Origin of the sequence: Bradyrhizobium sp. U87765 SZCCT0048, from assembly GCF_018131225.1 — a bacterium.
Classification (GTDB): domain Bacteria; phylum Pseudomonadota; class Alphaproteobacteria; order Rhizobiales; family Xanthobacteraceae; genus Bradyrhizobium_A.
This window is the reverse complement of the sequence record NZ_JAFCMM010000001.1, coordinates 1,859,998-1,880,913: the sequence shown is the minus strand read 5'-3', so window position 1 is coordinate 1,880,913 and position 20,916 is coordinate 1,859,998. Positions and strand designations below refer to the sequence as shown.

General features: G+C 64.7%; 19 protein-coding genes. 13 read left to right on the top strand and 6 right to left on the bottom strand.

Annotated features, from left to right (window positions below):
- Positions 1 to 2: 2 nt before the first annotated feature.
- The 6 genes from JQ639_RS08220 to JQ639_RS08195 are packed head-to-tail and all read left to right on the top strand — an operon-like array spanning position 3 to position 7,199.
- On the top strand, positions 3 to 350 hold the full coding sequence (locus JQ639_RS08220; RefSeq protein ID WP_211965637.1) for a phosphopantetheine-binding protein: 348 nt from the start codon (positions 3 to 5) through the stop codon (positions 348 to 350).
- Positions 347 to 3,703, top strand: coding sequence for a non-ribosomal peptide synthetase (locus tag JQ639_RS08215; protein ID WP_211965636.1), 3,357 nt, complete (start codon positions 347 to 349; stop codon positions 3,701 to 3,703). Before JQ639_RS08220 ends, JQ639_RS08215 begins: the two co-directional genes overlap by 4 nt.
- Positions 3,704 to 3,737: 34 nt before the next feature.
- Positions 3,738 to 5,267 carry an AMP-binding protein gene (locus JQ639_RS08210; protein WP_211965635.1) on the top strand — a complete coding sequence of 510 codons (1,530 nt, stop codon included), beginning with the start codon at positions 3,738 to 3,740 and terminating at the stop codon, positions 5,265 to 5,267.
- Positions 5,264 to 5,524 carry a phosphopantetheine-binding protein gene (locus tag JQ639_RS08205; protein ID WP_211965634.1) on the top strand — a complete coding sequence of 87 codons (261 nt, stop codon included), beginning with the start codon at positions 5,264 to 5,266 and terminating at the stop codon, positions 5,522 to 5,524. The genes JQ639_RS08210 and JQ639_RS08205 overlap by 4 nt, the downstream gene beginning before the upstream one ends.
- Before the next feature lie 3 nt (positions 5,525 to 5,527).
- Entirely contained in the window at positions 5,528 to 6,148 is a 621-nt protein-coding gene (locus JQ639_RS08200; protein ID WP_211965633.1) for a GNAT family N-acetyltransferase, read from the top strand.
- Positions 6,149 to 6,164: 16 nt separating this feature from the next.
- On the top strand, positions 6,165 to 7,199 hold the full coding sequence (locus JQ639_RS08195) for a C45 family autoproteolytic acyltransferase/hydrolase (protein ID WP_211965632.1): 1,035 nt from the start codon (positions 6,165 to 6,167) through the stop codon (positions 7,197 to 7,199).
- Positions 7,200 to 7,254: 55 nt separating this feature from the next.
- Here JQ639_RS08195 and JQ639_RS08190 read toward each other — a convergent pair whose 3' ends face one another.
- A complete protein-coding gene (locus tag JQ639_RS08190) occupies positions 7,255 to 8,166 on the bottom strand; it encodes a beta-ketoacyl-[acyl-carrier-protein] synthase family protein (RefSeq protein WP_211965631.1) in 912 nt (303 codons plus the stop codon).
- Positions 8,167 to 8,288: 122 nt separating this feature from the next.
- Here JQ639_RS08190 and JQ639_RS08185 point away from each other — a divergent pair, with 122 nt between their 5' ends.
- The gene (locus JQ639_RS08185; protein ID WP_211965630.1) at positions 8,289 to 10,529 is read left to right on the top strand and encodes an iron-containing redox enzyme family protein; all 2,241 of its coding nucleotides are present in this window, start codon (positions 8,289 to 8,291) and stop codon (positions 10,527 to 10,529) included.
- Positions 10,530 to 10,535: 6 nt separating this feature from the next.
- Here JQ639_RS08185 and JQ639_RS08180 read toward each other — a convergent pair whose 3' ends face one another.
- Complete coding sequence (locus tag JQ639_RS08180; RefSeq protein WP_211965629.1) at positions 10,536 to 11,366, bottom strand: thioesterase II family protein; 831 nt, start codon at positions 11,364 to 11,366, stop codon at positions 10,536 to 10,538.
- A gap of 8 nt (positions 11,367 to 11,374) precedes the next feature.
- The gene (locus tag JQ639_RS08175; RefSeq protein WP_211965628.1) at positions 11,375 to 12,529 is read right to left on the bottom strand and encodes an acyl-CoA dehydrogenase family protein; all 1,155 of its coding nucleotides are present in this window, start codon (positions 12,527 to 12,529) and stop codon (positions 11,375 to 11,377) included.
- Between the two features lie 261 nt (positions 12,530 to 12,790).
- On the opposite strand from JQ639_RS08175, the gene JQ639_RS08170 reads away from it, so the two are divergent.
- Positions 12,791 to 13,984, top strand: coding sequence for a YbfB/YjiJ family MFS transporter (locus JQ639_RS08170; protein WP_211965627.1), 1,194 nt, complete (start codon positions 12,791 to 12,793; stop codon positions 13,982 to 13,984).
- A 16-nt stretch (positions 13,985 to 14,000) separates the two neighbouring features.
- Here the strand turns inward: JQ639_RS08170 and JQ639_RS08165 are convergent, their stop codons facing one another.
- Positions 14,001 to 14,810 carry an enoyl-CoA hydratase/isomerase family protein gene (locus JQ639_RS08165; RefSeq protein ID WP_256442966.1) on the bottom strand — a complete coding sequence of 270 codons (810 nt, stop codon included), beginning with the start codon at positions 14,808 to 14,810 and terminating at the stop codon, positions 14,001 to 14,003.
- Between the two features lie 240 nt (positions 14,811 to 15,050).
- On the opposite strand from JQ639_RS08165, the gene JQ639_RS08160 reads away from it, so the two are divergent.
- Entirely contained in the window at positions 15,051 to 15,221 is a 171-nt protein-coding gene (locus JQ639_RS08160; RefSeq protein WP_211965625.1) for a YjiS-like domain-containing protein, read from the top strand.
- Positions 15,222 to 15,275: 54 nt separating this feature from the next.
- Here JQ639_RS08160 and JQ639_RS08155 read toward each other — a convergent pair whose 3' ends face one another.
- Together JQ639_RS08155 and JQ639_RS08150 are read right to left on the bottom strand one after the other, a co-directional pair.
- Positions 15,276 to 15,968 carry an alpha/beta fold hydrolase gene (locus tag JQ639_RS08155; protein ID WP_211965624.1) on the bottom strand — a complete coding sequence of 231 codons (693 nt, stop codon included), beginning with the start codon at positions 15,966 to 15,968 and terminating at the stop codon, positions 15,276 to 15,278.
- 86 nt (positions 15,969 to 16,054) lie between these two features.
- Positions 16,055 to 16,525 carry an OsmC family protein gene (locus JQ639_RS08150; protein ID WP_211965623.1) on the bottom strand — a complete coding sequence of 157 codons (471 nt, stop codon included), beginning with the start codon at positions 16,523 to 16,525 and terminating at the stop codon, positions 16,055 to 16,057.
- Positions 16,526 to 17,074: 549 nt separating this feature from the next.
- Here JQ639_RS08150 and JQ639_RS08145 point away from each other — a divergent pair.
- The 4 genes from JQ639_RS08145 to JQ639_RS08130 all read left to right on the top strand — a co-directional run bounded on the left by JQ639_RS08145 (position 17,075) and on the right by JQ639_RS08130 (position 20,907).
- Complete coding sequence (locus JQ639_RS08145) at positions 17,075 to 17,818, top strand: winged helix-turn-helix domain-containing protein (RefSeq protein WP_211965622.1); 744 nt, start codon at positions 17,075 to 17,077, stop codon at positions 17,816 to 17,818.
- 166 nt (positions 17,819 to 17,984) lie between these two features.
- Positions 17,985 to 18,776, top strand: a complete 792-nt coding sequence (locus JQ639_RS08140; RefSeq protein ID WP_211965621.1) for an SDR family NAD(P)-dependent oxidoreductase — start codon at positions 17,985 to 17,987, stop codon at positions 18,774 to 18,776.
- Between the two features lie 167 nt (positions 18,777 to 18,943).
- Positions 18,944 to 19,876 (top strand): thiamine pyrophosphate-dependent dehydrogenase E1 component subunit alpha, encoded by a 933-nt coding sequence (locus JQ639_RS08135; protein ID WP_349644787.1) that lies wholly within the window; start codon positions 18,944 to 18,946, stop codon positions 19,874 to 19,876.
- Positions 19,873 to 20,907 (top strand): alpha-ketoacid dehydrogenase subunit beta, encoded by a 1,035-nt coding sequence (locus tag JQ639_RS08130; RefSeq protein WP_211965619.1) that lies wholly within the window; start codon positions 19,873 to 19,875, stop codon positions 20,905 to 20,907. Before JQ639_RS08135 ends, JQ639_RS08130 begins: the two co-directional genes overlap by 4 nt.
- The last annotated feature ends 9 nt before the right edge of the window (positions 20,908 to 20,916 follow it).

The following is a 20,916-nucleotide window of genomic DNA, read 5'->3' as shown; positions in this document are numbered from 1 at the left end:
AGATGGCCGATCATGGTTCGAGCGTTGCGGGTCGTTCGCCTGCGGAGGCAGGGACGGATATCGACTACATGCTGGTACAGCAGAGGATCGAGAGCATTCTCAGACGTATCCTCCGGCTCGATCGGCGCGAGGCCATTGGTGGTACGCCATTGTGCGAGCTCGGGCTGAGTTCGATGGGAGCGATTACGATGCAGTATCAACTCGGTGTCGAGTTCGGCACCGATCTGCAGGTCAGCGAGATCCTCGGCGCCCGTAGCGTCGAGCGCCTGGCGAAGACCGTGCTGTCCCGTTCGGCCAGCGAGGCAGCGGTTGCGGCGGGAGCGGGTGGCAAGAGCGGGGTGCTGATATGAGTATCGAGCAGGTGCTCCGGACCGTGGCGGAGCGTGGCCTGACGCTGCGTCTGGATGGAACGGATCTACGTCTTGAGGGGGCACAATCACGGATCGATTCTTCGCTGATTGCGTCAATTCGGGCCGTCAAGGCCGAGATTGTCGCGCATTTCGAGGGACTGCGTGCCGATCCGGATGCTGCTCATGATGCCTTTGCGTCGACGCCGATGCAGCAGAGCTATTTCTATGGCCGGCAAGAGCATTTCGCGCTCGGCGAGGTTGCATCGCATGTCTACCACGAGATCGAGGGCGTCTTCGATGCGGCCGGTCTCGAGCGCGCGCTCGCCGCGGTTGTTCGACGCCATGGCGCACTGCGCACCGTGTTTCGCGACGATGCCCTGCAGGTCGAGCTCGAGTTCGAGGTGCTGACGCCGCCTTATGTGAAGGTGACGGATCTGCGCAATGCCGATGGCGATGTGACGACGGGCCGCGCGGCACGGCTGGCGACCCGGGAGGCGATGTCGCATCAGCGTCTGCCGGCAGACCGCGCGCCGTTGATCGACGTGCGGCTCACCATCCTGTCGGACCGCGAGATGGTGCTCCATGTCAGCCATGATGGCCTTGTGATGGACGGCATCAGCTCGTTCCTGTTCTTCCGTGACTGGTGGCGGTTCTACCGGTCGCCGGAGGATGTTCCCGCTGCGCTCGATATCTCGTTTCGTCACTATGTCGAGGCGCTCGCCGCCGGCCGCAGCGGTCCAGCGGCGGAACGAGCACGCAGCTACTGGCTGGGCCGCCTCGGCGAGATCGCGCCCGCACCGCAACTGCCAAGGCGGGGCGATCCGGCGACGTTACGCCGTCCGTCCTTCGTGCGTCACACCATTGAGGTCGATGCGGCGCGATGGGCATGCCTGAAGACAGGATGTGTTCGCGCCGGGTTGACGCCGACAGCCATGCTGGCGTCGGCTTACGCCGACGTTCTGTCCCGCTGGGGCGGCGGTGATCGCTTCACGCTCAACATGACGGTCGCCAATCGGCTCCAGTTGCACCCGGATATTGACCAGGTCATCGGCAATTTCACCGATTGCCTGCTGCTGTCCGTGGACCACGACAGCGCTGCGAGTTTCTCCGCGCGGGCGCTGAAGCTTCAGGACGGACTTCGGCAAGCGCTCGATCATCGCCAGTTCTCGGGCATCGAAGTCATGCGCGCGCTCGGGCGCCATCAAGGTCTGGCACAGGCCGTGCCGATGACCTTTACCTTCAACAGTACGATTGGTGCGACATGTGATGGCTCGTCCATCGCGTGTTTCGGGCGGGAGGTCTATGCCGTCAGCCAGACCCCGCAGGTGTTGCTGAACCTGTTCGTGCTGGAGCGCAATGGCGCGCTTGTGGTGGAGGTCGATGCGGTCGATGAGGCATTTCCGGAGGGGCTGGTTTCGGACGTCGTTGCCGCTTACGGACGCCTTCTGCATGCGCTCGCGGAAACCCCGTCGGAATGGCAGAAGCGCGAGCATACGCTACTGCCACCCCGGCAAGCGGAGCGCCGGCGGGAGGTGAACCGAACGGACGCGCCGATCCCACCTGGTCTCGCATATGCCGCGTTCCTGACGCAGGTGGAGCGAGATCCGGAGGCGGTGGCGATCATCGCGGGGGTGCACACGATCACCTATCGCATGCTGCGCGATGCCGCGATTGCGATCGCGGCGCGGCTGAAGCGCCATGACGTGGGACGCCATGATGTCGTGGCGCTGGTGATGCGCAAGGGCTGGGAAGAGGTGGCCGGCATTCTCGGCATTTTGCTGGCGGGGGCGGCTTACCTCCCGCTTGGCGCGGGTCTCCCCGAGGCGCGGCTTCGCGCGCTCCTGCGCGAGAGCGCCGTGCGATGTGTCCTGAGCCAGCAGGATACCGGCGACATCGCCGGAACGGAGCTGGATCGCATCGTGGTCGACGCGTCGCTGTTCGACGCCGCTGAGGCGAACAGTCCGATGGCTTTCGACGGGGACCAGCGGGATCTCGCCTATGTCCTCTATACGTCGGGATCGACGGGGCGTCCCAAGGGGGTGATGGTCAGTCATCGCGGTATCGTCAATCTCGTGACAGATATCACGGGGCGGCTTGCGATCGGCCCGCGCGACCGCTTTTTCGCGGTCACGCAGACGGCGTTCGACCTGTCGGTCTTCGACATCTTCGGCGCACTGTCAGTCGGGGCCGCGCTGGTCATTCCCTGCGGCGACGCCGAGGCGGACCCGGCACGATGGTTGACGCTGGCCGGCGACGCCGGCGTCACCGTCTGGAATTCAGTGCCGTCGACCATCGCAGCGCTGCTCGACGAGGCAGGCCCGACTGGCAGCGGCCTGCCGCCGACGTTGCGTCTGGCGCTGCTGAGCGGAGATCGTATTCCGGTCGCACTGCCCGCCCGCCTGATGGCCACCAATCCCGCGCTGCGTGTCGTCGCGCTTGGCGGTCCGACCGAAACGACGGTCTGGAACATCATCTACCCGATCGAGCGTCTCGAGCCGGCGTGGAGCAGCATCCCTTACGGCCGGCCGACCGCGAACAATCGCTACTATGTGCTTGACGGCGACCTGCGCGAATGCCCCGATTGGGTGCCCGGAGAGCTTTATGCGGCCGGCGTCGGACTGGCCGAAGGATACTGGTCCGATCCCGATCTTACGGCGGCACGGTTCGTTCATCATCCCCAACTCGCCGAGCGGCTGTATCGGACCGGCGATATCGGGCGCTACACGCCGGACGGCGACATCGAGATTCTCGGGCGCGCCGACTTCCAGATCAAGCTGAATGGCTACAGAATCGAGCCGGCGGAGATCGAGGCCGCATTGGAGCGCCACCTCGGCATCGCCCGGGCGGTCGTGATCCTCCGCACGGTGGCGGGGGAAGCGCCCCATCTCGTGGCGTTCGTGGTCGCGGCGGAGGGAGTGGGCCGGCCAACGCCGGATAGCGAACTGGCGGATGAACTTTCGGCTGCCCTGCCGTCCTATATGGTGCCGCGGCGTTTCGTGTGGCTGGCTGAGCTGCCGTTGACGCCCAACGGCAAGGTCGATCGCGGTGGCCTGAAGACCATCGCCTTGCCGGATGAAGCGGCTGCTGCAGCCGCGCTCCCGCCGACGCCGGTTGATACGGCACTGGCGCGCCAGCTGGTGACGATCTGGTCGGAGATTCTGCGGGACGATGCGGTGGACATCGACAGTCCGTTCTTTGCGCTGGGAGGGACGTCGCTTCAGGCGGTTCGTCTGCTGGCGCGCGTGCGCAAGGAGTTCAAGATGTCCGTTCCGCTGCAGGAACTGCCGAGGTTCGAGACGCCGAGAGCGATGGCGCGGCATATCGAGAGCCGTGACATGCGTGCAGCATCCTGAGCGAACGGTGCTTTGTGCCGAAGGAGACAATACGATGGCGCCGATTGTCGATCGCCTGGCGAATGGCCACCCGGTGGCCGGGGGCACCATCACGATCTATCAGCCCGGCCGGCGCGACCGGTTTGAGCTTGGTGAGCTCGACGCACTGGCGCGAAAGACGGCGGCGTATCTCACCGGGCTCGGTATTCGGGCCGGCGACCGGATTGGTATCGCCGCTCCGAACTGTCTGGAGTGGGTTCTGCTCGATCTCGCCGCGATCAAGCTCAAGGTGGTGACGGCGGGCTTTGAAGTCGGCAAATTTGCGGTGAGTTCCGATCTGCTGGATCGGTACGGCCTGCGTCTGCTGTTCGCGCACCGCGGCGCGGGCGACGACCGCATCCGCTCCATTGCCGAGCTGTTGCCGGCGCTCTCCGCCATGGCGGATCCGCCGCAATCGGATCCCGTGGTCTATGCGCCAGCCGATGTCACCACGATCAAGTTCACCTCAGGAAGCACGGGCCAGCCGAAAGGGCTGGCCGCCACTGTCGGCAGCATCGACAGCTCCATCACCGCTGTGCAACGGCTGTTCGGCCATGCCCCGCCAGACTGCCTGTTTGTCTTTCTGCCGTTGTCGCTGCTACAGCAGCGCTACTGGATCTATTCGGCGCTTGTTCACGGGCATGACGTCGTCGTCGCGACCTATGAACTGGCCTTCCATGCGCTCCGGCGGGAGCAGCCGACCGTGGTGATGGGGGTGCCGGCGTTCTACGAAACCCTGCGCCGGCAAATCACTGCGCTCGCCCAGGCCGATGTCGGGAGCGAGAACGCGGGGCGGGAAGCATTGCGGGCGCGGGCCTGCGAGGTGCTGGGGAGCCGGATCCGCTACCTGTGGACCGGGTCGGCACCCGCCAGTCCGGACGTCCTCGCATTCCTCGATGGCTGCGGAATGCCGATCTTCGAGGGCTATGGCATGAACGAGACCTGCATCGTCACCAAGAATGCGCCGGGCGCGCATCGCCGCGGCAGCGTCGGGCGGCCGCTCGATGGCAAGACCGTCTTCCTCGACGACCGCAACGTGGTCAACGTCCGCAGCGACTATCCGGTAAACACCCGCTACCTCTATTGCGCCGCGGGTGAATCCGAACGGATCTTCGGGCCGGACGGTACGGTCCATACCGGCGACATCGGGCGGATCGATGCTGACGGCTATCTCTACATTCTCGGCCGGGCCGACGATATCATCGTGCTGGCAAACGGCCGCAATGTCATGGTGCGCAAGGTCGAGGAGCGCCTCAAGGCCTGCGACGTGATCGACGACTGCATCCTCGCCGGGTTCGGCCGCGACCATCTGCTCGCCGTGGTTTGCGCCACAGATGGCGGCGCGGTTCGGGAACGCATCGCAGCGCATATTGCCGAGGTGAACCGTGAGCATGGCACCGATGAGCGGATCGGCGGCTTTGTCGTGATCGACGAGCCTTTCAGCATCGAGAACGGCCTCCTCACGTCACAGTACAAGCCGCGTCGCAAGGCGATCCTCGAACGCTACCAGGACGAAATCCAGCGTGGATATGGAGGGCTGCAATGAACAGTTTCCAGCAGGTCGTCACCCAGGATCTCGCCAGGCTGGTGTCGCCGCCGATCGAAGCGAGCGCCGTCGATCTCGACGCCGAACTCTATGGCCACTATGGCCTGAGCTCGCTCAACATGGTCCTGCTGATGACGTCCGTATGCGACCGTACCGGTACCGCGATGATGCATCTGACGGAAGAGGACATCGCAGATCTGCGCACACCGCGCGACATCATCGCGCTGCTGGCGAAAATCAATCATGTGGAGGCCTGACCCATGTCCTGGAGCGACAAGGCCGGCGCCGTCCTGGAAAACGATCAGCTTCATTTGCGACCGTTCGTCAGCAGCGATCGCGGCGAGCTTGCCACGATCGCATTCGACGCGGATATCTGGCGCTATTTTGTGACCAGAATTGACAGCGACGAGGATCTCGATCGCTTTCTCGCTGTCGCCATCGGCGATACGCGGGCCGGCCGCCGCATCGTTCATGGTATCGTCGACAAAGCGAGCGGGCGGCTCGCCGGCAGCATGGCGTTCGGCAACCTTGCCGAGGCCGACCGCCGTCTTGAGATTGGCTGGTCATGGCTTGGCCGGGACTACCGCGGCAACGGCATCAACCGTTGGGCGAAGTATCTGATGTTGCGCCATGCGTTCGAGGTGCTGGACGTCGAGCGGGTCGAATTCAAGACGGATGTGCTTAACATCCAGGCGCGCAAGGGTCTTGCCAATATCGGGGCGACGGAAGAAGGCGTCTTCCGCAGCTACAACGTGATGCCGGGCGGGCGGCGCCGGGACGCGATCTATTACAGCATCCTGCGACGTGAGTGGCCGGTGGTGAAGGCAGGACTGGAGGCTGGCCGGAAATTACTGCGACCGGCGAGCGAACTGGCCGCGTGAACGTTCGGGGCGTGCAATGGTGCCCGTGCGCATGTCTGGCGACGCATACCGGATTGGCGGAATGCACGGAGAGGCGTTCCGCAGCGAGATCCATGCCTTCCTGAGCGACGACCTCTGTCGCCTCAACCGGCTGCTGTCTCGCCCGACGTCGCTCGTGGCGCTTCGTCCGGCTATCGATCGCTACCGCCGCGCCATCGTCGACGATGCTCCGGATCTCGCGGACGAGGTTCGTGGTCTCGCCGCAGGAGCTCGCATCGGGCTCGATGAGGCGGTTCTGCTCCAGATCAGGCGCGAGGTGCTGGGATATCATCGAATTCCGACCATGGGGGACTGCACGACCCTGTTCAGCCGCCGTAACGGCGGCCAACCGGTACTGGCGCAGACCATTGATCTCAACGGCAATCTCGACGAGATCATGACTGTTTTGCATGTGACGCATCAGGGCGGCCGCCGCGTGCTGCTGCTGTCGTTTGTCGGTCTGCTCGGCTACCTCGGCATCAACAGCGATGGACTGGCCATCGGATTGAATCTCGTACTTGGCGGTGAATGGACGGCGGGACTGCCGCCCTATCTCGCGATCCGGCACCTGCTCGACACTTGCGCCAGCGTCGAGGCTTGTCTCGACCGTCTGGCGGGCCTGCATCTGGCGAGTTCGCGGGCACTGACGATCTGCGATCATGACGACGCGGTCACTCTGGAGGTGATGGAAGGAAAGATCGCCGTGCGGCGCGGCGCGGAAATGGTGCATACCAACCACTTCCTTGCTGAGCCGTTCATCGCGGCGGACGCGATCAATCCTTTTGCCCGCAACTCGTCGTTACGACGGCTTGCGGCGTGTGAAGAACGCCTGGCGCAGTTGCCGAAACATCCGTCCTGCGCGGACTATATGGACATTCTGGTGCGCGAGCCGATCCGCGTTCGCGATACTGGCGACATTCGCCGCGAGCGAACCGTCGGCGCGGTGGTGCTGTCCCCCCGGGACCGCGCCATGCATGTGCGTCGTGGCGATCCGGCACAGGCAAGGACGCAGACGTTCCATGTCGATGGCTAGGACCAGCGCACCCTGTGTGCGGCGGGCGCGGCGCGCACGCAAAGCCGGATACATGTCACATCATGCGCACGAGGCCGGCGAAGCGTGCTCCGGAGACGCTGGAGCCCAGCGCGACGAGATCGCCGCTCGACAGGGCGCCGCGTGCGGCGAGGTCGACAAGATTGATGATCGGATCGCAGGCGGAGACGTGGCCGATCCGGGTCACATTGTCCAGGAACAACTGCCGCGCGGCGAAGCCGGCCTGCTGCTCCTTGATGGCTACGATCGGCCGAAACAGATTGTTGTGGGCCACATGTTTGACATCGCCAACCGCAACGCCGCAACGGCTGGCGATGTCGGCGTGGGCCTGCCGTGTCAGCGCGGCGGAAATCTCGGCACCGGGGCGCATCGCGGCGGCATCGATCGCGACGGCGGTGTCGATCAGTTCGAAATCCCCGGGAAGATCGCGGGTCACGATGAAAGAGGCGGCGCCATCGCTGAAGATCGCGAAATGGCGCAGTCGCGTGTCCTCGTCGGCCAGGGCGTCGAAGGCTGCGACCAGCACTGCCTCGTGCAGGCCGGCGAGCAGCAGGGCCTGAGCAATCCGCAGGCCGGCCATCAAGGTCGCGCAGCGATTGAGGCTGGTGCCATAGGGCGCCGCGGCCGGAAGATCGAGCGCTTCCAGGAAGCGGCCGACGATATCGGCATGACCGTCGACATCGCCGGGAAATCGTGTTCCGCACAGGACAACAGCGTCGATCGGCCGCCGCCCTGCAAACGCGGCCACGCTTTGCTGCGCGGCCGCAAGGCCGATGTCGACGGCGCTGCTGCGCGTTCGGCAATACGATCCCCAGCCCCACAACGCGGCATCGTGGATCATTTGGTGGCGGTCGAGAAAACCCTGCAGATCGGGCAGATCGGCGACGGCGCATACGTCCTCGCCCAATGCATATCGGCAGCCGTGAAGATGGAGCTTCGATGCGCTCATGGTTCACTCCGGGGTGGAGAGCCGGCGGCGTCGGATGGATCGGATCATGCCATGGCGGATGTCGGCGGCGCAACCATCGGTCGCGTTGTGCCTGCGCCGTTGTCTCATCAGGAGAGCGCGAGATGACCGAGCAAATGAAATGGATTTCACCACCCGATACGTTCTGTGGTGGCACCATCGATACGTTTCGCTTTAGCCCCGGCGCGCGCGCGGCGGCTGATGAAGTCCTGGCTTCCACGCCGGTCGGGATTTTTGCGTCATTGATGCGTGATCAGGAAAGCGAGGGCGGTCTTCTGGCAGCCAAGCAGGTCCTGGACGCGACGCTTGCAGCGCCGATCGATGACATGCCCGGCGCCGGGCAGTGGTTTGATCCCACGGGCCGCCTCGATCTCGCGCGGCTCGAAACCTGGGTGCGTGAATGCCGTGCGACTGTTGCCGGCCGCCTCGCGCAGGCCTGTGCGCTTGGCGGTGAAGCGCGCGAAGTCATGCTGCGCGAGCGTGCGGCCATTGCGCTGCTCGCCGGATGCTGGCTCGATACGATCTCGCAGCCGGCGACGCAGCCCGCCGGCATTGTCAATGATCTGTTTGCGCACTACTGGCGGCTGCAGGGAGAGGGTCGCCCGGGACGCTCGGTCGAGGCTGGCCGGCGGCGGCTTCTTGAACAGTTCGGCGTCTATCTCCCGCCGGTCGGTGATCCGGATTTTCCGCGCGAGGCTGGCATGGGAGCCCGGACTGCCTTGCATGCCGCGTTCCTGCTGTCGCTGTCACGTTATCCGGTGAATTACCTGCCGGAGGTTGTTGGCATCCACTACGCCTCCCATGTGATGGCCTGCGATAGCATTCTGCTCGGCGAGCCGCCGTTGCTGGCGGAAAATGAGATACGATCGATCCTCGGAGCGTATGTCGATCTGCTCGGGGCGAGCGGTCGATCTGCGCTGGAACGACGTGTCGCCCGAGCCGTATCGCTCGGCGTGGCATTGGAGGTCCGGCACGCCGGACTTCTGGTCGCGATGGCGGAACGTAGCGCAAATCAGACGCTCGATGGCAAGGTCGCCGATATCATCCGGCGTCATGCGCCGTTTGCGGGCAAGCAGCATCGCCAGGTCAAGGTGGGCGGCAAGCTGTTGAGCCAGTGGTTCGCTGATCCGACCTTCGATATCGCGGCGTTTCTGGCAGACTTCAGGCAATCGTGGCACGTCCGGACGACGACATCCGGCAATTCGCGCTTCATTGATGCACTCAAACTCGGTGGCCCGATGTTCGGCGTCTTCAGCGAACGCGAGGCGCGTGTTCTCCGCGACTGGATCGCGCGGATTTCAACGACGAAAGACGCGCCGATCGTGGTCACGGTGGCGCGGCCGGACGAGGCAGACGCTGCGGCGTGGCTCGATTCCATTCGCGGCGAACAGCCCGCTGGCGTGGTGTTCGAGACGGCGGGTGAGCTCGACGATCGCGCGCTCTTCTATCGCCTGGTCAATATCGAGAATTTTCCACATGTATTGCCGCCTGCGAGGCAGCGCGCAGCGGCGGCACTCAAGGCGGCGCAGGTCATGTTCTCCGCGGGAGCCGATGGCCGCTATACCGATGCGACATTCTTCCCATATTCCCCCGATGCCCTGATGGCGCGTGTCGATGCGATCTACTGGCGCAAGCTGGTCGATCCCTATGCGCCTCTGCAGCAGATTCCGTCGCGAGACGATGTGATCTTCGGTCAGAAGATGTTCGCTCTCGGCAGCCTGATCGACGGATCGTGGGTATTCAGGATCGGCAATGCGGGACGCCACACGCGGGCCAGCGACAGCATGCTGTTCGCGATCTATGCGGACGAGATGGGGATGGGCGACGTCCGCAAGAATCATATCACGCTGATCCATCGGGTCCTCGCCAGCATGGGCATCGTCATGCCGCATATCCGCGAGGCGAGCTTCATCGACCAGGACGAGATTCCGGACGAGTTCTACGCCTTTCCCATCAACCAGCTGTGCCTGGGATTGTTCGCCGACAGTTTCTATCCGGAGATCGTCGGCTACAATCTCGGCATCGAGATGTTCGGACTAGGTGAACTGCGGCTCCATGAAATCCAGAAGCTGCGGCACTGGAATCTCGATCCGATCTACGAGGAAGCGCATCTGTCCATCGACAACGTGTCCGCCGGGCACGCGCATCAGGCCGCGACCATCATCCAGTCCTATCTTGGCCAGATCGAACGGCAACTGGGACAGGATGCCGTCGCGGCCGAGTGGCGGCGTATCTGGAACGGCTATGCGGTGTTTGCCTATTTCACGGAAGGATACCATCTGCGGCATGAGGCGCCCGCCGTGCCGCCTCTGGCCGACGAGCGAACAGACGTGCTGATGATCTGAGGCGGATTACCGGCCGCCGTGCCGGGAGACCCCGCGAGCAGGCTCGGCGTGGGCGCCGGCACGCTGGTCCGGCGGCGCAGGAGCGGTCGTCGCAGGCGGCGCGTCAATGGTTGATCCGACGTGGCGGATCACATCGGCCTTGGCATCGAGGATGAAGAAGTGTCCACCCTCGAAGTGCTGGCGTGTGATGGCATGGCGCGTCTCCTTCTGCCAGGCCGTCAGCGAACTATCCGGGACATGTCGGTCCCGGCTGCCGGTCAGCAGGGTGATCGGTACGTCGAGCGGAGCGCCGGGGCGGTAGCGGTAGCCGGCGATCAATGTGAAATCGGCCTTGAGGATCGGCAGGAAGATCGCTCGCAGGCCGGGTTGGCGCAGGATGTCGTCAGGCAGGCCGCCGAAGGCGCGAACCTGCTGAACGAATGCGTCGCCGTCGAGGGCGGCAATGGCGCGGGTCTGGTCCGAGGGCATCTGCGATGGCGCGCGACAGCCGGATGCGAACAGTCGTACAATGGGAAAGGACGTCAGGCGGCGAAGCGTTTCGAAAGCGAGCACCGCGCCAAGGCTGTGGCCGACGAAGTAGGCAGGCCGGTCGAGCAAAGGGCGAGTCGCGCCGGCGATGTCGCCGATCAGGCGTTCGATGTCGGTGGCGAGTTCGCCACCGATCTGCTGGCCGTGACCGGGAAGCTCGAGCGCGTGCACGCGGGTCCGGCTGCCGAGCGCCGATTGCCAGCCGGCATAGGTCGATGCGCCGCTGCCCGCATGGGGGAAGCAGAACAGGTGGACATCCGGCTCGGTCTGGCGCGGCGCGAAGATCCAGCGTGGCGGGCCGTGGGACATGGCAAAGCTCATGCGACGGGGCGCAGATGGCCGGCGATGATATTGCGCTGGATCTCGGACGTGCCTTCATAGATGCGCAGCGAGCGAATCTGGCGGTAGAGCTGCTCGGGAAGGGAGCCTTGGACCAGCCCGGCTGCGCCGAACAACTGGACGACATCGTCGATAACGTCCTGCGCCGCGTCCGTGGCGAAGAGCTTCGCGATGCTGGACTGCCTGGCGTAGCGCTGGCCGTGATCCCGCAGCCAGGCGGCCTGCGCCACCAGCAGCGCCGCCGCATTGGTGGCGATGTCCGCGTTCACCAGTTTTTCGCGTGCGGGCGCAGTGTCATACAGCGTCCCGCTGCCGAGCTTGCGGCTGCGTGATCGCTCGTTGGCTGCGCGCTGTGCGCGCCGCATGAAGCCGACCGCGGCGGCGCCGACCGTCAGGCGATAGCTCTCCAGCACGTCCATGGCGATCGCGAAACCGCCGCCCGCGGGGCCGACCAGGTGGTCGGCTGGGATGGCGCAGTCGCGGAACGAGAGCGTGGCGAATGCGCGCGGAGCGATGAAATCGATCGGTGCTGCTGTGAGGCCGGCGGTCCCGGCCGGCACGCGCAGCATGCTGAGCCCGAGGGCACCGGGGCCTTCGCCGGTCCGCGCGAGGACGCTATGGAAATCTGCGATGGAGCCGTTCGAGATCCAGGTTTTTTCGCCGTTGAGAACGAAGGTATCACCGCGCCTCTCGGCGCGGAGGCTGATGCCGGCGACGTTGGAGCCGGCATCCGGCTCGGAGATCGCAAGCGATCCGATGCTGCGACCGGTGAGGGCGTCGGGCAGCCAGCGCGCGCGTTGGGCGGGGCTGCCGTGGCATCGCAGCGGCGTTGCGGCCAGTGACTGGATGGAGAAGGCGAAATCGCAGAGGTCGTGAATGAACGCGAAACCTTCGCGAACGATGGCGATCGACCGGAAGTCCGGTGTTTCGCTGTCGCCGAAGGAGATCTCGAACCAGCGTTCGTCGCCGAGGAGGCGCGTCAACTGGCAGCCAAGTTCTGAAGGTGCGAGGTCGCGCCAGGCGTCGAGACGCTCCGCCATGCCGTCCGCCCAGCGCTCGATGCGCACGGCGAGCTCTCGGTGCTGCGGCGCAAAAATCGGCAGCGCAAGAATATCGGGATCGTAGATTTTCATGTCGACGAACCGCGCGGATGCATCCCCTTGAAGGACTATAGGCCGGGCTGGCGGTCTGCGAACCGGCAACTTCTTGGGGGGGGGGGAGGCACTTCGCTGTTGTCACCGCCGCGCCTGGGAGGCGCCCATCGCGTCAAGTACAAGGGTTTGCCATATGCAATAACTTTCCCTTGTCCGGCTCGTCACGTTATCCCTGCTCTGACAAAACGTGTCGCGCGGCACCCATGCTGCCCGCGGCTTCGGCTGGCCGCTGGAGTGACCATGGCACTGACGGGTGACGTCGCGCGGGACAGCTGGCAGCGCCACCTTCTGACCGCCGCAGGGTTGTCCATAGCGGCGGCCGTGGCGCTCGGCTTCTCGCGTTTTGCCTATTCGCTGCTGCTGCCGCCGATGCGCGAGACGTTGGGGTTGAGCTATGTGCAGGCCGGCGCATTGAACACAGCCAACGCCGCCGGCTATATTTTCGGTTCGATGGCCGCGGTGCTGTCGGCGCGGCGCTGGGGTGTGGAGCGGCCGTTCCAGGCTGGCCTTGTGGTCAGTGCGCTGATCCTGGCTTTCACCGCGGCGACGTCCGACTTCACGCTTCTGTTCGCGCTTCGCACGATTGGGGGCGTCTCGACGGCTTTTGCCTTCATTCTCGGCGCGGCCCTCGCGGGCGCCATTTCGCCGACCAGCAGTTCGGAGCGCAAGGGCTTGCTGGTCGGGCTCTATGTCGCCGGCAGCAGCGCGGGCATCGTGCTGTCGGGGATCGCGGTTCCGATCGCGCTGCAGGACGGCCCGCAGGGCTGGCGTGCGGGGTGGGTCATTCTCGGGGTGCTGGCCCTTGTCGGTATCGTGCCCGCGCTGCTGGCCGCGCGCGCTGTGCCGGTTCTCGACCGCGGCCCGGCCGCCATGCTGCGGCTGGACGAATTCGTGCGCATCCTGCCGGCGTTCTTCGGCTACGGTCTGTTCGGAGCCGGTTATGTCGGCTGGATGACCTTCATCATCGCGCTGCTGCGCGATCAGGGCGGCAGCGGCAGCCAGACCGCGGCGTTCTGGATCGTGCTCGGCGTGACGTCGACGATCTCGACCTCGCTGTGGGGGAGTGTGCTGGCGCGCCTGCCGGGGGGCCGCGGCCCCGCGGTGATCTTCTTCGTCACCATGCTGGGAACGCTGCCGGTCCTGATCCATCCCGGACTGGTCTCGGCGTTTCTGTCCGCCCTGATCTTCGGCAGCAGCTTCATGGCAGGCCCAGCCGCGGTCACCATCCTGGCGCAGCGGCAGCTTCCGGCCCGATCGCTCACCGCGGCTGTCGCCGTGCTCACGGTGGCTTTCGCACTGGGGCAGTCGATCGGGCCGATCCTCGCCGGCAAGGTCACCGATATGACCGGCGAAGTCGCCGCCGGCCTGTGGGCCTCGCCGGCGCTGCTGGGTCTCGCGGCACTGGTCTCGCTGCTTCAGCGCAGGGCCGCGTAAATCGGCGTGGGCGTCCTCACCGATCCCGAAACGTGGGTGTTCGCTTGGCCAGGAATGCGTCGCATCCTTCGTGCGCATCGCTGCTGTCGAAGGCGAGGCTGACCATGGCCTGCTCATAGGCTAAAGCCGCGGGCAATGGCATGTCGGCGCCGTGGTTCAGGGTGCGCTTGAGCAGCTTGAGCGCCAGCAGGGATTTTCCGGCGATCCGCAGCGCCAGCTCCATGGCTTCCGGCAAGACGCGCTCGCGCGAGACGACGCGATTCACGAGGCCGAGTTCGAGCGCGCTGGCTGCGGAAATGCTGTCGCCGGTGAACATCATTTCGCGCGCCCGGCAGGGAGAAATCTGTCGCATCAGGCGCTGACTGCCGCCGCCGCCGGGAAACAGCCCAAGGGCGATCTCCGGCAGGCCGAGCTTGGCCTGCTCCGCGGCGATGCGGATATCGGTCGCCAGCACGAGTTCGAGCCCGCCGCCCACGGCGAGGCCGTTGATCGCGCTGATGGTCGGCTTCTCGCAGGCTTCAAAGCGACGAAATGCGCGGTGCACGACATCGGCGAATTCCAGGTAGTGGGCGAGCGACCGCCGCGCGTTGAGATCGGCAATATCAGCGCCTGCGGCGAATGCGCGTTCTCCTGCGCCCGTCACGACGATCACACGGGCGTCCGGATCCTGCTCGAAGTTGGCGAGACCGCGCTGCAGGGCATCGATCAGCGGCAGATCGAACATGTTGAGCGCTTCGGGCCGGTTGATGGTGATGAGCCCGACAGGCCCTTCGATCTTGGTTGTGACCAGTGACACGATGCCCCCTCGATCTGCCTGCGGCGCCATGGAACGGTTGCGCCGCAGCTGGCGAGCGTGCCGCAGCTTCCGTCGCCTCAGACGCCTGTTTGAACCATCCTAATCCCGCGTTTCCTGCGGGAGCCCCCCAAACTCTGGCCATAGACAGCGCCGGGCGTATGGCCCCATGCAATGAGGGTTGAGCGCGAGTGCGCCTTGATTTGCGTTTGGCGACCCTCGCCTGCGTGGGATCACTTGCGATCCCGCATCTCCCATGAGTGGGAGGCGCGCATGACACGATTTTATTGGACGGTTCGTCTGCGCCGGATGGTCCGGATATGGCGTCGCAGAATGCGCGAGCGGCGGCAGCTCGCGCGGATGTCGATGTTGGAATTGCGTGATCTCGGATTGACGCCGCTGGATGCGCTTGCCGAATTCAGCAAACCGTTCTGGCAGGCGTAGCCGTATCCTGCGATGCCGAGGTCCGAGGCGCGAGCTGCTCCGGCGGCTGCTGTGTCAGCCAAGCCAGCGCGCGAGCGCGGAGTTGACGACGGAGGGGCGTTCGAGCGTCGACAGATGACCGCAATCGGGGATTGTGACGAGGGTTGCGCCGTCGATGCCGGAAGCAATTTCCTCGGACAGCGGCGGCGGCGTGAGCTGGTCGTTGTCGCCGACCATGACGAGGGTCGGGCAGCGGATGGAAGCGAGTGTCGCCCGTGAGTCCGGCCGCGTGACAATGGCGGTGTGCTGGCGAATGTAAGCACTGACGCCGACTTCTTCCGACATGGTGTCGCACGCGAGACGAAGTGCCATGTCGTCGATCCTGCTTTCATGAACAATGAAGGGAAAGACGCCCTCGTTGACGTCGGCAAGGCGACCACTTTCAGCCAGAGCGATACAGTCGAGCCGCGATCGGGTCTGAGCCTCGGTGTCCTGTCGCGCCGAGGTATCGAGCAGAACGAGGCGATCGACGCGTTCGGGAGCCTGCCGCATGATCTCGAAGGCGACATAACCTCCCATGGAGTGTCCGAGCAGCGTGAAGCGCGGCGGCGCGTCGTTCAGGATACGGGCCGCGATCGCCGCTATCGTGTCATCCCGGGTATGATCCGCGATGACGACCGAGCCAAGCGTCCACAAAAAAGGCACCTGCGCGTCGAACAGCCGGGCGGACGCATTCAGCCCGGGGATCAGAAGGAAGGCATGAGACATGCTCGATCCTCACCGTGGCGTTGCCATGTCTTTGCGTGGCGGTCCATTCGTTTCGAGTGGCCGTCAATGCTGGGACAGGGTTGCGATCAAATCGTGGCGGCGGCGCCGATTGTGATCATGGTTCGCACCGAGTTGGCAAGGAAGCATTGCGCGTGGGCCTCCTGGTGCAGTTGGGCTTCGGTCTCGCGATCGGGAGGAGGCCCCCCATAGGTGACGACGGGCGTGAGCGTCACCCGGGTGACGCTGAAATGGCCGCGATCGTCCGTCTGCATCGTGCCGCGCGCCTCGTCGCGATATGAATCGACGACAAATCCGTGTGAGGCCGCGATGTACAGGAAAGTCAGCATATGGCAGCTCGAGAGCGCGGCCACATAAGCCTCTTCGGGGTCAACGTCGGCGGGGGCAGACAGTGGAGGCGGTACGATGTGCGGGGAGGCCGAGGCTGGAACGTGCGCGCCCCCGTCGAACTGCCAGACATGACGTCGGCTGAACTTGCCATCGGCGAAAGCATCACCGATCGCGCGCTGCCAGACGATCGTTGCACCGAAATTGGGCATCGAGAGGCTCCTGTGCTCGGCCTTGCGTGTCATGAACGTCGCATAAGCGACTGACGACTATACGTCCGCCGGTCCTCGTGCGCGAATGCTTCCGCCCATCGACGATCACCAGAGGATGAATTCGCGGCATCGCAAGACGGCAGGCGCAGTGAATCGGCGATCGTGCCCGGTGCCATCCATTGAATAGCCGATTTTCCGCGACACCATCACCGCGCGATCGAAGCGCGCTGGTGGTGTGGTTGTCGCCGTCGGCACGACAGGTCGGAGGCTGGATGCGATGCGGATTCAGTCTTCGCCACGACGATGAGACAAAACTGAAACAAAACATACGATGTTCTAACTTGTGGTTGAACGTGGAATTCAACGCACGTATGCTGCAGAGCGGCATTGAGGAACGAAGCCACGATCGGCGCTGTTTCCACGGGCGATTTCCCACGGGCCATTGGCCGAGAACGACAGTGCGGCGGGATGAACCTGTCGTTTTGCGAGGGGCGGGGCGCTCAGAGTTGGCGAGACATCATGCGATGAGCCAACGGTGGTTGTTGTGCGATGACGCTTGCCGTAAAGCCGAGAATCCTGCTCGCGGGTGACAAGAGCTTCATCAGCTTGCTGAAATACATCGTCGAGAACGAGGGATTCAGCGGAATTCTGACTGACGATCTCGGCGAGGCGATTGTCCTCGCCGAAGCCGAGCAGCCTGACCTGATCGCTCTTGATGATGTCTGGCCCTATGGATCGGCCGCTGCGGCGCGTGACCGGATCGGCAGCAATGTGCGGACGCGACATATTCCGGTCCTGATCCTTGCCGCGGGAGCAGCAGGTGCCGTCAGGGCGGCTCCGCACATCGACGAAGTCGACTACATCCTCAAGCCATTTGCCCCCGACGAATTCACAAATCGATTGCGCGGCCTGTTGCGATCCGCGTCGTCGGTGGCCGACACCAACGTGTTGTGCTTCGCCGACATCGTGATGGAGCTTGATGCGCATCGCGTCTACCGCAACCAGCGCAGTGTCCATCTCGGCCCGGTCGAGTATCGGGTTCTTCAGCAACTGTTGCGCCATCCGCGGAAGGTGCTGTCACGCGACGAGATCCTGCTGCTGGTCAGGGGCGCGCGCAGCGACGCGGTGACCCGCGCGGTCGACGTGCATGTCAGCCGTATTCGCAAGGCATTGTGCGAGAACGGAGAGGTGGACCTGATCCGGACCGTGCGGGGTGTTGGCTACTCGCTCGATGCGGACGGCGGCGGTCCGCCGCTGTCTGCGGGCGGGCGTTTGGCGCGCCGGCTGGCTTGATCCGCTTTCCAATCGTTCGTGACCGGCGCGCGAAGTATTTGTAAGGAGAACGTTTCGTATTCTTAAGTATAGTTTTTCAAGTACTTGAACAAATTATTATATTTGACTTGGATTTTTTCTTGAATGATCCTGCGGTGACTGACGCTCGAAGTAGCGAGAGGGTCGCATGACAGGTCTCATTGGCAAGATCGCGTTGGTGACGGGCGGGACCCGAGGACTCGGGGCCGCGACGGCACGCCGCCTCGTCGAGGATGGTGCTCACGTCGTCATCGTCGGCCGCGACGAAGCCGCGGCGCGCAAATTGATATCCAGCGTCGATGCCGGACGGCGGCTGATGTTCATCAAGGCGGATGTCGGTGATGTCGACGCGGCCGCCGACACCACGCGGCGGGTCGTGGAACAGTTCGGCGGCATCGACATTCTCGTCAACAGCGCCGGCGGCAGCAAGCTCATGCCGTTTCTCGATACCGACGCCGCGACGCTGGAAACCATGCTCTCCGTCAATCTCAAGGGCACGTTCTTTTTCGCTCAGGCTGTGGCCAGGACGATGGTGAACCGCGGACGTGGTGGCATCATCATCAACATCTCCTCGATCTCGGGACAGCGCGGCAGCACGCTTCGTGCGGCGTATGGCATGGCAAAGAGCGCGATCATCCAGCTCACGCGGGTGATGGCCGTCGAGCTCGCGCCCCACGGTATCCGTGTCAATGCCATCGCTCCGGGGCCGATCGAGACGCGCGCGGCGACCGAACGACATTTGCCGACCACGCGTAGCGCCTACCTTCGCACCATTCCGATGCGGCGCTACGGTACGCCGGAAGAGGTGGCTGCCACCGCGATGTTTCTGGTCTCGGATGCCGCATCCTATGTCACCGGACACATTCTGAATGTCGACGGCGGCTTCTGCGCTGCCGGCATCATGGAGCAGGAGATCGCAGCACAGGTGTCTGCGGCGTAGCTCCTTTGCTTTCAAAATCAAGAAATCGATCTGGAAACGCCCGCGATGTCGTCGTTCAACGAAGAGGTATCGCCGTGGTTACAGCACAGCTGACGCAGGTTCGAACGAAAGATCCGCATGTTGATGGCATCCGCTCCGATGCCCAGCGCTTTCTTGAACACTACCGCATGATGTGGCGAATTCGTGCCTTCGAGGTCGCGGCCGAGGAGAGTGCTGCCGCCGGGCACATCCGGGGCATGATCCACTCCGCTGTCGGCCAGGAGGCCGTTGCCGTCGGCATCTGCGCCAACCTGCGCCGCGACGATCTGGTCACGAGCACCCATCGTAATCATCATCATGCGCTCGCCAAGGGTGTCGATCCCATTGCGATGATGGCGGAGCTGTTCGGGCGCGGGATCGGCGTTTGCAAGGGCAAGGGCGGCTCGATGCATATCGCCGACTTCAATGTCGGCATGATCGGCGCCAACGGCGTTGTCGCAGCCAGTGTCGCGATCGCCGCCGGCGCGGCGCAGGCGTTGCGGATGAAGGGATCGGATGCTCTGACGGTCGCCTTCTTCGGCGATGGCGGCATGAACCGGGGGCAGTGCCTCGAAGCGTTCAACTACGCCGCGGTCTACCGCCTTCCGATCCTGCTGGTATGTGAGGACAACGGCTGGGCGGCGACCACACGGACGGCGACCGTGAGTGCCGGACCGGGCACGGCGGCGCGAGCCGAAGCGCTCGGGGTGGAGGCTCATGCGGTCGACGGCAACGATATCGAGGCCGTCGATCGTCTGACACGGCATCTCGTCGCTGAAATCCGGGCCGGCAGCGGGCCGCGTATCCTGCATTGCCAGACCTACCGGCTGCGCGGCCATACCTGTGCGGATCAGGCCTCCTATCGCGATCAGGCCGAGGTGCAGGGCCGCTGGGGCGATGATCCGATCGCCCGCTGCCGCCAGTTGCTGCGCGAACTTGCAGTCCCTGCGGCTGCCGTCGACGCCATCGAGGCGGAGGAGGACCGGCTGATCGCGCAGGCGGTGGCGACCTCGCTAGCCGCGCCGTGGCCCGACATCGGCGAAGCCTATCTCGACATCCAGACTGCAGGGAGCGGATCATGACCGTAACAAGCATGACGGTGGTCGAAGCCGCACGCATGACGCTGCGCCAGGAGATGCAGCGCGATCCGGACATCTGGGTGCTAGGTGAGGACATCCGGCACGGCGGCGTGTTCGGACAGTACAAGGGGCTGGTCGACGAGTTCGGCCCCGAGCGGATCGTCGATACGCCGATCGCGGAGGCGACAATGGTCGGCGCCGCCGTCGGCGCCGCGCTGGCGGGCACGCGTCCGATCGTCGAGACGCGCTTCTCCGACTTTGCGCTGTCCGCCATCGACGAGATCGTCAACCAGGCCGCAAAGGTGCGCTACATGTTCGGTGGCCAGGGCCGGGTGCCGATCGTGGTGCGCATGCCGTCGGGCCTGCGAAAGAACTCGGCGGCCCAGCATTCGCAGAGTCTCGAAGCGTGGTTCGCACATATACCGGGTCTGGTGGTGACCGCGCCGGCAACGCCGGCCGATGCCCGTGGGCTGCTGCTCACCGCCCTGCGGGGTGAAGATCCGGTGATGCATCTGGAAGCCAAGGAGCTGTGGCAGGTGACGGGTGATGTCCCGGACGCGGGAGAGCCGATCCCGTTCGGGGTCGGCCGTGTCGTGCGGGCCGGCTCCGATCTGACGGTCGTGACCTGGGGCACGGCGCTGCATGAATCGCTCCGCGCCGGCGAGGTGCTGCAGGACCATGGCGCGTCGATCGAGATCATCGATCTGCGCACACTGTGGCCATGGGACAAGGCGCTTGTCCTGCGATCGGTGGCGCAGACCCGGCGGCTCGTCGTCGTCCATGAGAGCGTCCGCGATGTCGGTATCGGCGCAGAGATCGCCGCGACGGTCGCCGAAGAGCTGCATGAGACGCTGGTTGCGCCGGTCCGCCGGGTGGCTTCACCGCGCATCCCCGTCGGCTATTCGCCGCCGCTGGAGGATGTCTATCGCGTCCGTGCATCGAAGATCGTCGCGACGGTGGCGCCGCTGCTGGGAATCGATCCATCCAGGATCGGGCCATCGAACGCGGCCACCACGGTCAGCGACCAGTATTGAGGTCATGTC

Excerpts from the sequence above, each read along its gene's own strand:
- JQ639_RS08170 (WP_211965627.1), top strand. The coding sequence starts at position 12,791 with ATGGCACTGACGGGTGACGTCGCGCGGGACAGCTGGCAGCGCCACCTT.
- JQ639_RS08185 (WP_211965630.1), top strand. The coding sequence starts at position 8,289 with ATGACCGAGCAAATGAAATGGATTTCACCACCCGATACGTTCTGTGGT.
- JQ639_RS08180 (WP_211965629.1), bottom strand. The coding sequence starts at position 11,366 with ATGTCCCACGGCCCGCCACGCTGGATCTTCGCGCCGCGCCAGACCGAG.
- JQ639_RS08135 (WP_349644787.1), top strand. The coding sequence starts at position 18,944 with ATGATGTGGCGAATTCGTGCCTTCGAGGTCGCGGCCGAGGAGAGTGCT.
- JQ639_RS08220 (WP_211965637.1), top strand. The coding sequence starts at position 3 with ATGGCCGATCATGGTTCGAGCGTTGCGGGTCGTTCGCCTGCGGAGGCA.
- JQ639_RS08190 (WP_211965631.1), bottom strand. The coding sequence starts at position 8,166 with ATGAGCGCATCGAAGCTCCATCTTCACGGCTGCCGATATGCATTGGGC.
- JQ639_RS08215 (WP_211965636.1), top strand. The coding sequence starts at position 347 with ATGAGTATCGAGCAGGTGCTCCGGACCGTGGCGGAGCGTGGCCTGACG.
- JQ639_RS08160 (WP_211965625.1), top strand. The coding sequence starts at position 15,051 with ATGACACGATTTTATTGGACGGTTCGTCTGCGCCGGATGGTCCGGATA.
- JQ639_RS08145 (WP_211965622.1), top strand. The coding sequence starts at position 17,075 with ATGACGCTTGCCGTAAAGCCGAGAATCCTGCTCGCGGGTGACAAGAGC.
- JQ639_RS08195 (WP_211965632.1), top strand. The coding sequence starts at position 6,165 with ATGGTGCCCGTGCGCATGTCTGGCGACGCATACCGGATTGGCGGAATG.
- JQ639_RS08205 (WP_211965634.1), top strand. The coding sequence starts at position 5,264 with ATGAACAGTTTCCAGCAGGTCGTCACCCAGGATCTCGCCAGGCTGGTG.
- JQ639_RS08210 (WP_211965635.1), top strand. The coding sequence starts at position 3,738 with ATGGCGCCGATTGTCGATCGCCTGGCGAATGGCCACCCGGTGGCCGGG.
- JQ639_RS08165 (WP_256442966.1), bottom strand. The coding sequence starts at position 14,810 with ATGGCGCCGCAGGCAGATCGAGGGGGCATCGTGTCACTGGTCACAACC.
- JQ639_RS08130 (WP_211965619.1), top strand. The coding sequence starts at position 19,873 with ATGACCGTAACAAGCATGACGGTGGTCGAAGCCGCACGCATGACGCTG.
- JQ639_RS08200 (WP_211965633.1), top strand. The coding sequence starts at position 5,528 with ATGTCCTGGAGCGACAAGGCCGGCGCCGTCCTGGAAAACGATCAGCTT.
- JQ639_RS08140 (WP_211965621.1), top strand. The coding sequence starts at position 17,985 with ATGACAGGTCTCATTGGCAAGATCGCGTTGGTGACGGGCGGGACCCGA.
- JQ639_RS08150 (WP_211965623.1), bottom strand. The coding sequence starts at position 16,525 with ATGCCCAATTTCGGTGCAACGATCGTCTGGCAGCGCGCGATCGGTGAT.
- JQ639_RS08155 (WP_211965624.1), bottom strand. The coding sequence starts at position 15,968 with ATGTCTCATGCCTTCCTTCTGATCCCCGGGCTGAATGCGTCCGCCCGG.
- JQ639_RS08175 (WP_211965628.1), bottom strand. The coding sequence starts at position 12,529 with ATGAAAATCTACGATCCCGATATTCTTGCGCTGCCGATTTTTGCGCCG.